We start from the raw sequence: 11,101 nt of genomic DNA, 5'->3' as shown, positions 1-11,101 counted from the left end.
GCAGAAATCTTCATTATGCAAGATAATCCTGGTGCACACGAATTGCATGCTATGAGCAATTAAGTCAAAATAAAATGCGGCTGCCGGGATTCGAACCCGGGTTCTAAGCTTGGGAAGCTCAGGTCATAGCCACTAAACCACAGCCGCTCATAAAATTCTATAGGTCCTGTAGATAATAAAGGTTTCGTGGGAGAAGGCATTGCCCTCTGCCCCTCATTCTTCAGTGTATTTGTCGATTATCTCCTCAAAGGAGTCAACCACATAGGACAGATTGTCCCTGCCAACCTGGTAGGTACTCAGTTTGAAGTATTTGGTAAGGCCACCCTTTATACCATGGATATTTCGTTTTTTGAGTTCCTTGTACAGGAAATACCTGCCTTTCTTGGCGGTCTTTGAGATCTCATAGAACGGCGGGGTTTCAAAGAACATCAGGTCATGATTGTGGGGTTTCTGTCCCACCTGGAAAAGTCCGAGTTCTTCCACTTTTTCCGAGAACCAGCGGGCATTGGCAACTTCCTCGTCCCAGTGTTTGGTACGCTCCACGACCTGGGGGAATGAGGCGATCATTGTCATCAGGCCAGCACCCCTGGAGGTACAGCCCAATAGCTCGATTTCCTTTTTCTTATGAGTGGGGGATTTCCTCAAAACTGTATCTGCGTATTCCTCCTGCACGCCGAGCAGGCCAATAGGGCCGGATGAGGCCATTGACTTGTGGCCACTGGCTGCAATGAAATCCGCTCCCAGTTTCTTTGCATCTATCGGCATCCTGCCCACGGAATATGCGCAGTTGAGAAGCAGTGGCACATCATACTCATGACAGACATCTGCTACTTTCTTTGCATCGGCCAGGTTACCGTAATTGCCATCTGGATAAGTCAACAGAGCCAGGGCAGGAGGTTTGCCACTCTGGCTGGTAACCTTTTCGATAGCCTGTCCGTAGTCTTCAGGATCAATAGAATATTCAGGGTTGCCGGAGCTTTCCACCTTCTCGATTGCAAGATCTGCTCTCTGTGCGGCAATATATGTGGAATAGTGAGCCAGCCCATCAAGTACGACAGTGTCTCCGGGTTTACCCATTGAGTGCATCACCGCAAACTTTGATTCCCGGGCGCCATGTGTGAGCCTGACCTCATCAGTACCTATGAACTCGGGAAGGGCCTCATGTACAAATTCATATACAGGTGGCTTCTTTATAAGATCCAGGACCCCACCACAGAAATCACAGATTGAATAACCGTCTCCCCATTCAAGCAGGGCTTTACGTGCATCCTCTGTCAGGATACCGCCGGTTTGCAGGGGGTCAATATTAATGGCATCCTTTGGTCCCCTTTCTATAAACCCGAATTTTTTCAGTTTATCTTCGTCAAGCGACATGTAGCCCATACCTCCTGTCAGCTTATGCGAGGGTTTTTTCGAAAACACCGGTGAACTCATCGCATTCTGCAGTGAGTTTCACCGCTGCATCCCTGATTGCCTGCACAGGATCTTTGCCATCAGTCCTGACATAGAAGACAGGTTCACTGATACTTACGTGAAGCATATCGTAACTTGCGATGTCCACATGTTCATCTTCAAGCAGGAAATGCTTGAGCATGTTCAGCAAGGTGTGGCTTTCTCCCTTTATTTCCACTTTAATCTCATCATCCTTTTTCTCAATGATCTTCAGTTCCATGATAAATCTCCTGTCCCTGTTGTGTTAGATAATTCCTGTTCCATAATCAGCTGAAAGTTTACGCTTTTCAGTCTTGCCACAGGCGGGACATTTCAGTTTTCCCTCTTCAATAGCCAGGGGTTCACCACATCTGCCACAAATTGCGGACATAACTCCCAGTTCCTTGGCGGCAATGCTCAGGCGCATGCTATCAGTATCAATCACCTTTGCCTTAACAACATCCATGAGGGCAAGTTCATTGGCTATGTTTTTGACATAATCTTCCTTGATATTTGATATGTGGATAGCGGCAATTCCCGGATTGTTGACTTCCCTTTCTCCATGACCTTTTATGGCTGCTATCTGTACAAGTGCCATTGAATCACGTACATTCACCACATTGCCGACTACAATATCATCTTTTTTTATTACAGGTGGAAGTTCGGATGTAGCCCGCACGGAAACACTACGCTTTTTCCTGTCAACCTCAACATTTCCTGTCCTGGTCGAATATATGTTTCCTCTTAATGTATAGGTCCCTTCACCGGCTTCAAACTCTTCGTTAGTACCAACAACATCACCGGGCAGCACAAACTGCTCTTCAATGTGCTTTTCAGCTTCTTCTTTGAGGTGCTTTTGAGGCTTCTCTTTTTTCAGGTTCTCAGGATTCTTCCCCTTGGCCTCTTTCTTTTCTTTTTGCTGGCCCTTGTTTTTGGGATTTCGATTTTCTTCTTTTTCATCCTTCTTTGAAGAACCTTTTATTTTCCTTCTTGTGGCCTTCTTTTTGTTGCGTATCCTAATAATAATCCCTCTTGGTTTCAATAATTATGATGTGATAAGGAGCTTATTCTGTATATTTCTACCTCAATTTGTTCTACATCTTTTTTATGGAATTTAAATGTTCTTTTTAGCGGGAAAGATGTAGTATACCACTCGGTAATAACTGATGGCTTTATGTATTGCCTTATAAAGTTAAAACTTCCGCTGTTATGAATCGAATAGATAGTATTCCCTGCATTTAGGGCAGCTGAGAGGAAAGGTCTGTCACTTCCCTTACATTGGGCGCCAAACGGGGGATTCATTACAACAGTGTTCGCTTTTCCATTTACCTTTTCTATAGGGCAATTAACAAATTCGACTTCAACATCCATCAACACGGCATTTTCTCTTGCAACATTTATTGCTTCCGGGTCACTATCATATCCGACGACCTCCGGGGCTCCCAGCAGTGCGGCACCGATTGCCAGTATCCCGGTGCCACATCCCATATCAAAAACCGTATCTTCAAGATCCCCCTTCATGTATGCAAAATGTAATAATTCCGCAGCAAGAGGTGCGGGTGTGGCATATTGTTCCAGTGCAGGATCGGGGTCATCAAACCCCCTGACCTTTTGCAGTAACATCTCGAGTTTTCGCTGTTTCATCTATCATTCCCTTATCTCATCAAAAACCAGTTCTTCCCATTCACGTATCCCCAGTACGATCTCAAATTCAGGGGGAGTTAACATGGGGGCCGGGAATCTCCCTGCCTCATCGATTGCAATCCTGGGACATGCAGTATTGACATATGCATCCGCCTGGAATTGCAGGAGCTGGTCGGGTGTTATGAGATCCATTGTTACAATTGATGCCTCTTTTCCTTTTTCCCTGGCAATGTCCCTTATATTCCTGGCAAGTTCCATTCTTTCCTGACCGGGTTTAGTGGACACCAGTATGCAGAACCTCTTTCCTTCCATTGTTTTTGCAATTGCTGCATATCGCTGTTTCATGATTTGCTTGAGGTCGATGTACTCGATAGACGAGGTAAACGGATTAGCACAGAGTACAGGTTTGCCTGTTGAAAGGGCTATACCCAGCGGATGAAATTTCCCGCCGCCAATATACAGGTATTCTTCACAGGTTATGTCATATGCAGCTGAAAAATTGCAGCCAAGTACCTGTCCCGGATGCACGATCCTTCCATCTCCTTCTCCGATAATGGTTTCAAATCCTTTTTCTTCAAGGATTTTCCTGACTTCTTCCAGTTTATGCACGTGCTGTACAGTCGTAAGGAGGCCTATCCTTTTTCCTTTAAGTTTGTCTGCAGCCTGAAAAACCACATTACTTATATCGAGATGTGAAGGTGCTTCAATATAAACTACATTTTCAAAAGGTTCAAGCTTGGAATGGCCGAAGTGGAATACAATATCAGTATCTTTGATAAGTTGAACATCAAGATCGCATGCCCCATAACAGGGGTTGCCTGAAATGAGAGTTTCTGCATCGGTATTCTCCTCTATATATCCTGCGATCTTCATTGCCTGGCGTTTGAAGCCTTCGGGCAGCTGGAGACCAACCTTTGTGGCTTTTTCCTGAATAATCATATTAACAATGGATTCCAGGTCAATGTCAAAATTCTCAATTAGTTTCACCGGTGTCCTCCAGTATTGAAACCCCGTCCTCACTTACATTTATATCCACAAGTGTTTTGACTTTTATTCCTTGTTCTGCAAGTTGCTGTACGCCGTCTCCCCTGCCTACAATTACTATTATATCGCTTATAGTAACTCCTTTTTCTTCCAGGGCCTTTACCAGAAAGCGCAGGGTACCTCCTGTGCTGATCACATCATCAACAAGCAGTATCCTGTTTCCTTTTCCAACACCGTTTATATAGAGTTCGCCTTTAGAATACCCGGTGCTCTGGGATATCTTTATTTCACCGGGCAATTGGTATTGTCTTTTGCGCACGATAGAAAATGGGATGCCGGTTTTCAGGGAGATTGCTGTTGCAAGGGGAATTCCCATCGCTTCAATAGACAGGATCCGGTCAACGTTCATATCGCAGTACTCTATGATGTAGTCACTGATCTCATCAAGCAGTTTGGGATCGATTGCAGGTACACCATCTGTAATTGGATGTATGAAATAGGGGTATTTACCACGTTTTACAATAGGGGCTTTTTTCAGGGATTTCTTGAGTATTTCTAACATGTTATACCCCGACAATGAGAAGAATCGTCTTCCTGGTCGAAGGAAGGTTGAAGGCAGGAATAAATGGATTTGTATTTATAATTGGCGGATGGTATCTGCAACACCTATTTATAGAAAATCCCTCTCCTCAGGGACAGGATTCAGAGATTATGCATCTTACACAGGACATCACAGTTTGTCAGGCAGCTGCGGGTGATAGGGCAGCTATAGACTCGTTGCTCTCTACCTATTTTCTCGATGGGCAAGATCTGGATACAGGGGACTTTCTACTGGCAAGAGTCGATGACAAAATAGTGGGCACAGTCGCATTTGTAAGGGATTACATTGAGGAGGTACATAGTGTTGCAGTTCACCCTTCATTCAGGAATAAAGGAATAGGTGCTTTGCTGGTCTCCAGTGCCCTGAACCTCTCATTGGGAAGTGAAGTATATGCAAGAACCACAGCAACATCCTTTTTCAGGAAATCAGGTTTTATTGAAGTAACCAGCCCTTCCAGGGAAGAATTGTGGGATGACTGTGCATGCTGTGAATATCTGGAAAATTGTAGCCAACATGTGATGGTATGGAGGAGAGAATAATATGCAGACCCTTGGAATTGTCAACACTTATGATCGTATAAAGGTCCTTGATGCCCATTATAGGGCCATTGCCCGGGCAGCCCCTATTTGCAAGATATTTGGTTTTAGCCTTGCCCTTTTTGATTTTCCTTTTGATATGGAAAAAGATGAACTTGTGAGGTACGTTGTGGAAAAGACAACAATAGGAGAATCAGGAGCCTATCTGCAACAGCTCAATGAGGACCATCATTTTTTTGTACAGGACCTTCCAAAAAAAGGTTTTCTGGCACATTTTGGCAAACCTGTTGCAACCACTTCCAGAGCAGACGAATCAAAACGAATGACAGCTATGGATGCTGCACAGGGAATATTGCATCATGATTCCTACCTCTTCCTGGTTGGACTTGGCAGGAAAGGATTGCCAAAATCAATTATAAAACAGGCCCCAAATCATCTTGATATAAGTAGCGGGGGTACTTCCTGTGAGACGTGCACGGCTATGGGGGCAATCCCTGCCTATATAATGGGCATAGTCGAGGGAATAAAAAGTAATAAACATAAGTCCCATAAATCTTTTAACCACTTTTCCTGATAATTCCTACAATGAGTCATAACCGGGTAGCATTAGTTCGCTGTATGGATTATTCCGCCTCCAAAAAGGCAGTCAGGGAGGCAATCGACCTGCTTGGATGTTTTGATGAAATCAAAGCAGGTATGCGCATCTTGATTAAACCCAATGTGCTTGCTGCCCGGAAACCAGAAGATGCAGCTACGACCCATCCCTCTCTTGTTCGTGCAGTATGTGAAATTGTGAGGGAGGCGGGTGCTCATCCGGTGGTAGGGGATTGTGCCGGTATTACATCTGCCGGAGCAACTGCAGAAGCGCTCGAGGAATCCGGTATAAGGCAGGCTGCTCTGGATGGTGGAGGTGAAGTTGTAAATTTCCAGACTGCAGGTTTTAGTAAAGTAAAACCTGAAAACCCCCTGCGTTTGGATGAGATCTATGTGAGTGACAGCGTATTGGATGCTGATTATATCATTAACCTGCCCAAACTCAAGACCCATGAACTCACAACGATGACCTGCGCAGTGAAAAATATGTTCGGTGCTGTTCCCCTGCGCATCAGGAAGGAAGCACATATGATGGCCGATCCTCTGGTCTTCAGTGAAGTTATTCTCGATATTTACAATGTGGTAACTCCACAGCTATCACTTGTTGATGCGATTGTGGGAATGGAGGGGGCTGGTCCCTCCAGAGGTAAACTTATTACCAATTATAAAAATTTTAAAGTCAAACTATTAATAATATTTGCCGGTTTTTCGATAGTAACTAGCATATCTAAAGAGACTTCCACAAAAAAAACCGATCCAAACAGCAAGAAAAGTTACATTTTCATATCGTGGCAAAAAAATACTGAAAAAAATCATTGCAATTAATACAAAAGATTGAAGTAAAAAACCCCATAATTTAGTGTTCTTCATATGTATCACCAAAATTAAATAGGCTGATTTGAAAATCAGTCAAGCTACTTTATTTAAATCTTATACCAATTAGAACCTATTTTAACATAACCGAATCCTAATGTGGGATAACTAAGTGCGTCTGCATAAGGTATTTTAACATCCAGGCTCTCATCTGAATTTTGTTCCGACCAATATACCGTCTGTATTGCAATAACCAGCACTGCAGCTATTATATCAGCAAATGGAAGTACTCCATCTAGTGAAGCAGCCAAAGCTCCTGCACAAGCGGAACCCACATTCGCAACATATGATGCATCACGAGGAGAGAAATATATATGAACACCGCCTGTCAATGCATCTCCATATGATTCCACATAACTTCCATTCCAAAATTCAGATCTTGCTGCTGAGATTGTGGAGGCAACTAATAAATCATCGTTGAATTGCTCCGAGGATAATTTTTTAACAGATTTCAGCTCGCTCTTGTTTACAAATGCAAAATTAGTTCTTTTAGGATTCTTGTCATCTACCCAAGAAATCGCATATGCAACTGACCCATCATCTGCATTGATTGATACAATTTTTTCGTATTCAGTTTCTTTTAGTACTTTAATATTTTTTGATTTTTGTACAATGTCTTCTTTAGACAATGATACTTCATCTGTAATGTCTATTGTATTAACATATTCATCTTTTTCTGATATTTCAGCTTGTGCCATCACACCAGGAACAAAAGCCATACTCAAAATAAGCATCGCCATGAAAAGTGAGCCTATTCTTATACCTTTACCATTCTTCATTTCTTCTTACCTCAATTTCATTCTCCAGAGGCAAGATAAGCCAAACTTTAAGTATCCTCAAAGCCAACATAATCATGCCTCCGGGCATGGGGTTCAGTTATTCCGTCAAGACTGGCTGAACCCCACTAACATCGTTATGATGTTGCATTATGTTCTAACTATGTCACATAATAAATACTTTCTGCCAATGCCATAAATCTTGCAAAGAACAGACAAATGAAATGGCCATAAAAATTCAGTAGTTCACTAATTTTTCCTTTTTTGTGTTTAATCGATTATAATTCACCTCAAACACTCCAATACTACTCGAATTCTCAGCTTTCTCCTAAGCCAATCCTCTATTAAGAGAATGAATTTATCGAACCTGAACATATCCTCATTGGTAGTAGGAGGAACTTGTTTTACTCTGGTAAAATGCTTTTTCTGGATCAAGAGCCATGTATTTCTAATTAAGAATGAGGTCAATGTAAAAAAGTATCTTATAGTAACGTTTCTAGTAGAAATTCCTGGTCTTACAATGATCCTCATCTGTATGATGATTCAATAGTAAATCTCCTTCGATATACTGTGCTAACTTTTCTGGTCTTTCTCCCGATAAGCATCTGTTTGATCTTGTTTCTTCTTCTTACGACTGGAGTAATATGGGGATTTTCTTTATCTTGCAAAAACTCAAAGACATCTACTGAATAGAACTCTCTGTCCAAGCAAAGAAACTTAATTCTAAAATCTATTTTTTAAATAAGATCAATGAAATATCTGAGACAATTGACATTTGTTTTATCTCTCTCCACAGAAAGTCACTGCTGGCCCGGCTGCTTTGAATCAGAGTTTGCAGACCGGACTCCGGCGCAACCACTCAATGTCGGACTGGTATAATTCACGCAGGTCCTTCAAACCCAATCTCAGCATTGCCAGACGGCTGACACCAAGGCCCCATGCCAAAACCGGTTCTTTAATGCCGAGGGGCTCAGTTACTTCTTTCCTGAATATTCCGGCACCACCGAGTTCAACCCAACCCAGTTCCTCAATATAGACCTCGGGTTCGACACTGGGCTCGGTATAGGGGAAGTACCCGGGTCTGAACCTGACGTTCTCGAATCCCATCCTGTGATAGAATTCCTTCAGGCATCCCAGCAGATTGGCAAAAGACATATTCCTGTCCATTACCACACCTTCCAGCTGCTCGAATTCCGGGGTATGTGTGGGATCAATTGTTTCCCGGCGATAGGCCCGGTCTATACAGAAAGCTTTGACCGGTGGTTCGGGATTATCTGCCAGGTGTTTGATACTGACCGAAGTGGTGTGGGTGCGCAATACGTTGCGTTTTGCGACATCACTATCCCATTTGCCGCCCCAACCCCTGGATTCAATGTCACCGCCCTTTTCATGCATGGAACATACGGTTTCCACGTATTCGCCCGGCAACTGTGACCGGGATTCCAGATGGAATGTATCCTGCATTTCCCGGGCAGGGTGGTCCTGTGGCTGGAAAAGGGCATCAAAGTTCCAGAAAGAGCTCTGTATAATATCTCCCTTGATTTCAGTGAATCCCATTTCCAGGAATATCTGGCGCATCTGGTCTATCAGGCGCTGGTAGGGATGGACCTTTGCTGCAAAAACTTTTTTTGGCGGTTTGTCGATATTATATGAACGGAACGTCTTGTTCTTCCATTCTCCGCTCTTGAGCATCCGGGATGTCAGCTGAGTGATATCTTCGGTAAGTTCGAGGCCGGATGCAGCGATTTTTTGCCCATCGGCTGTAATTGTGATAGTACGGCTTTTGGTTTCTTCTTTTTCTACCAGTTTGCGTTTGATCAGGTCCTTCATAACCTTCTGGTCAATTCCGGTTTCTTCAAGGGAGACTGCCGTCTCACCGAGTTTTGCCAGGGCAATCTCGTCTGCGGTTTCGGATACATCTGCTGCGGGTATGATATTTCCTTTCTCAATGGATGCCCAGCCTTTTCTCTTAAGCCAGCCTGTAGCAATTCCCACCATCCCGGGGGAAAGCATTTCCTGCAAATCCTTTATAGAAGTAGGCCCATCGATCCCGTTGAGCACCTGCCTTTCAGGGAGTCCCTTCTCGGCATATTCGGTTCCTTCTGAACTGAGGTGATATTTTTCCGATACTTCATCCTTAACTTCTGCAAGTCCCTTTTCTTCAAGTAAAAAAGAGGCCTGTGTAGCATTTTCTATTTTCAGGGATGTTTCATCGGCTATGTCTGCGGGACTTGCAGTACCTTTTTGTTCGAGGAAGAGAAGTGCTTCTTTTTCATTCAGTGTAAGATTGAGGTCTTCCATAGTATCTCCCTTTAAGTATCAGAGTCCGTATTCTTCAAGTCTCTCGCGTGCCAGTTCTCTTTTTTCCTGATGGTCTTTCAAAAATTCTGCCATACGTTCTGCTGCTAGGATCTTGCAACTTCCGCACATGCGACTGCCATCCAAACACTCGGAATGGATCTGTGCCAGTTCCCCGTCGTCGTCGCTAAGATGGAATACGAGTAACTCATAGACAGAACATTCGTCGGGCTGTCCCCCGAGTTCTTTTTGATCTTTCAGGGTCATACGCCCGCCCGTCTTTGCTTTCTTAACCTTGCGGGCGGCATCATCCGGATCATCGGTAAGGGCTATCAGGCTGTCGGGTACACTGCTTGACATCTTGCCGCCCTGCAAACCGGACATAAAGCGATGATAGGTCGAAGCCGGTGGAAGGAATCCATATCCTCCGTTATTCATTTCGACTTCCATTGTGATTTCCTTAAGTTTAGTCAGGTCGTCCACGCCAACGATATCCACATGCCCCTCGAACAGTTTCGTATCCCAGGGCAATGCCTCTGAAACCTCTTCAAGTGCATCAACAGGTGCGGTCTTGCTTCGGACACTGACAAAGGGCACATTATTCTTATCCGTCCTTTCCTCGATAAGGAACATGTTCATTTTGTTGGCAAGTCCCCGGGTGAGTCTCATGTGCGGGTCCTGATCGGCCCCGGCAGGAACAACTGTAGGCTTGGGTCCGCCGAATTCTTCCAGTTCGGGCTGGAGGATATCCGCACTCTGGGAGAGGGCACTGACCATATGTGCTATATTTGTCTGTCCATTGAAGCCATAGATGGCGCTGAGTTCCGAGAAATTTGCCTTGACACCCAGTTCAAAGGCCAGGTCCTTTACATTTTTGGATTGGGACTGAAAATAAATATGCCCCTCTGGTTCAAATCCCAGGGCAATCAGGCTAAGGATATATTCTTCAATCCCAATCTGTTTACATTTTTCCCAGGAAAATCCCCTGACAGAATATGCTTCCCTGTCGGCAATACCCACAAAAGCCTCACCGCCCATCTGCTGGTGCCAGACGATCTGGTCCATGACCATTTTACCGCCAAGATGGACTTTTCCGGAAGGCATGAACCCACTCATTACCGCAAACGGGTCATTGTCTTTCATAGCCCGGGTTATCATGTCATAATCCCTGTGGCCAAAGATAATCTTCCTTCTCATGTAAGCGCTGGGTTGCTCGATCCCGGGCAGAAGTTCATCAAAACGCTGTATTCCAAACTCATCGAACAATTTCGAATAGTCGTCGATATTTGACGAGCCCCATGGATCTAGTTTCACATTCATGCATATCCTCATGATTTATCTGGTTTATTTTGTCATTGGTATGA

12 protein-coding genes and 1 tRNA gene are annotated in these 11,101 nt (G+C 44.1%); 3 read left to right on the top strand and 10 right to left on the bottom strand.

Going from position 1 to position 11,101, the window contains the following annotated elements:
- Window positions 1-75: 75 nt before the first annotated feature.
- The 7 genes from EFE42_RS04930 to hpt form a co-directional block, all read right to left on the bottom strand.
- Window positions 76-147 (bottom strand) — tRNA-Gly (locus tag EFE42_RS04930).
- Between the two features lie 66 nt (window positions 148-213).
- Window positions 214-1,374, bottom strand: coding sequence for an O-phospho-L-seryl-tRNA:Cys-tRNA synthase (gene pscS, locus EFE42_RS04925; RefSeq protein ID WP_123136200.1), 1,161 nt, complete (start codon window positions 1,372-1,374; stop codon window positions 214-216).
- 22 nt (window positions 1,375-1,396) lie between these two features.
- The gene (locus tag EFE42_RS04920) at window positions 1,397-1,672 is read right to left on the bottom strand and encodes a DNA-directed RNA polymerase subunit L (protein ID WP_123136199.1); all 276 of its coding nucleotides are present in this window, start codon (window positions 1,670-1,672) and stop codon (window positions 1,397-1,399) included.
- A 24-nt stretch (window positions 1,673-1,696) separates the two neighbouring features.
- Window positions 1,697-2,473 carry an exosome complex RNA-binding protein Csl4 gene (locus tag EFE42_RS04915; protein ID WP_123136198.1) on the bottom strand — a complete coding sequence of 259 codons (777 nt, stop codon included), beginning with the start codon at window positions 2,471-2,473 and terminating at the stop codon, window positions 1,697-1,699.
- On the bottom strand, window positions 2,470-3,075 hold the full coding sequence (locus EFE42_RS04910) for an METTL5 family protein (protein ID WP_123136197.1): 606 nt from the start codon (window positions 3,073-3,075) through the stop codon (window positions 2,470-2,472). The genes EFE42_RS04915 and EFE42_RS04910 overlap by 4 nt, the downstream gene beginning before the upstream one ends.
- Window positions 3,076-3,078: 3 nt before the next feature.
- A complete protein-coding gene (gene dph2 / locus EFE42_RS04905) occupies window positions 3,079-4,062 on the bottom strand; it encodes a diphthamide biosynthesis enzyme Dph2 (protein WP_123136196.1) in 984 nt (327 codons plus the stop codon).
- Entirely contained in the window at window positions 4,049-4,621 is a 573-nt protein-coding gene (hpt, locus tag EFE42_RS04900) for a hypoxanthine/guanine phosphoribosyltransferase (RefSeq protein ID WP_123136195.1), read from the bottom strand. Before hpt ends, dph2 begins: the two co-directional genes overlap by 14 nt.
- 14 nt (window positions 4,622-4,635) lie before the next feature.
- Here hpt and EFE42_RS04895 point away from each other — a divergent pair, with 14 nt between their 5' ends.
- The 3 genes from EFE42_RS04895 to EFE42_RS04885 are packed head-to-tail and all read left to right on the top strand — an operon-like array spanning window position 4,636 to window position 6,615.
- On the top strand, window positions 4,636-5,199 hold the full coding sequence (locus EFE42_RS04895) for a GNAT family N-acetyltransferase (RefSeq protein WP_123136194.1): 564 nt from the start codon (window positions 4,636-4,638) through the stop codon (window positions 5,197-5,199).
- A 1-nt stretch (window position 5,200) separates the two neighbouring features.
- Window positions 5,201-5,770 carry a DUF531 domain-containing protein gene (locus tag EFE42_RS04890; protein ID WP_123136193.1) on the top strand — a complete coding sequence of 190 codons (570 nt, stop codon included), beginning with the start codon at window positions 5,201-5,203 and terminating at the stop codon, window positions 5,768-5,770.
- 11 nt (window positions 5,771-5,781) lie between these two features.
- Window positions 5,782-6,615, top strand: a complete 834-nt coding sequence (locus EFE42_RS04885; protein ID WP_233564723.1) for a DUF362 domain-containing protein — start codon at window positions 5,782-5,784, stop codon at window positions 6,613-6,615.
- 98 nt (window positions 6,616-6,713) lie between these two features.
- On the opposite strand, the gene EFE42_RS04880 is transcribed toward EFE42_RS04885, so the two are convergent.
- The 3 genes from EFE42_RS04880 to EFE42_RS04870 form a co-directional block, all read right to left on the bottom strand.
- Complete coding sequence (locus EFE42_RS04880) at window positions 6,714-7,442, bottom strand: hypothetical protein (protein WP_233564722.1); 729 nt, start codon at window positions 7,440-7,442, stop codon at window positions 6,714-6,716.
- 822 nt (window positions 7,443-8,264) lie between these two features.
- Window positions 8,265-9,740, bottom strand: a complete 1,476-nt coding sequence (locus tag EFE42_RS04875) for a phenylalanine--tRNA ligase subunit alpha (RefSeq protein ID WP_123136192.1) — start codon at window positions 9,738-9,740, stop codon at window positions 8,265-8,267.
- An 18-nt stretch (window positions 9,741-9,758) separates the two neighbouring features.
- On the bottom strand, window positions 9,759-11,057 hold the full coding sequence (locus EFE42_RS04870) for a tryptophan--tRNA ligase (RefSeq protein ID WP_199724088.1): 1,299 nt from the start codon (window positions 11,055-11,057) through the stop codon (window positions 9,759-9,761).
- Between the last annotated feature and the right edge of the window lie 44 nt (window positions 11,058-11,101).

The sequence above is a fragment of the Methanohalophilus sp. RSK genome (assembly GCF_003722075.1).
GTDB lineage: Archaea > Halobacteriota > Methanosarcinia > Methanosarcinales > Methanosarcinaceae > Methanohalophilus.
Note: the sequence above shows the minus strand (reverse complement) of the source record. Positions and strands in the feature narration are given on the sequence as shown.

Coding starts and splice junctions, on each gene's coding strand:
- hpt (WP_123136195.1), bottom strand. CDS start 4,621: ATGTTAGAAATACTCAAGAAATCCCTGAAAAAAGCCCCTATTGTAAAA.
- EFE42_RS04895 (WP_123136194.1), top strand. CDS start 4,636: ATGAGAAGAATCGTCTTCCTGGTCGAAGGAAGGTTGAAGGCAGGAATA.
- EFE42_RS04910 (WP_123136197.1), bottom strand. CDS start 3,075: ATGAAACAGCGAAAACTCGAGATGTTACTGCAAAAGGTCAGGGGGTTT.
- EFE42_RS04885 (WP_233564723.1), top strand. CDS start 5,782: ATGAGTCATAACCGGGTAGCATTAGTTCGCTGTATGGATTATTCCGCC.
- EFE42_RS04880 (WP_233564722.1), bottom strand. CDS start 7,442: ATGAAGAATGGTAAAGGTATAAGAATAGGCTCACTTTTCATGGCGATG.
- EFE42_RS04890 (WP_123136193.1), top strand. CDS start 5,201: ATGCAGACCCTTGGAATTGTCAACACTTATGATCGTATAAAGGTCCTT.
- EFE42_RS04870 (WP_199724088.1), bottom strand. CDS start 11,057: ATGAATGTGAAACTAGATCCATGGGGCTCGTCAAATATCGACGACTAT.
- EFE42_RS04875 (WP_123136192.1), bottom strand. CDS start 9,740: ATGGAAGACCTCAATCTTACACTGAATGAAAAAGAAGCACTTCTCTTC.
- EFE42_RS04920 (WP_123136199.1), bottom strand. CDS start 1,672: ATGGAACTGAAGATCATTGAGAAAAAGGATGATGAGATTAAAGTGGAA.
- pscS (WP_123136200.1), bottom strand. CDS start 1,374: ATGTCGCTTGACGAAGATAAACTGAAAAAATTCGGGTTTATAGAAAGG.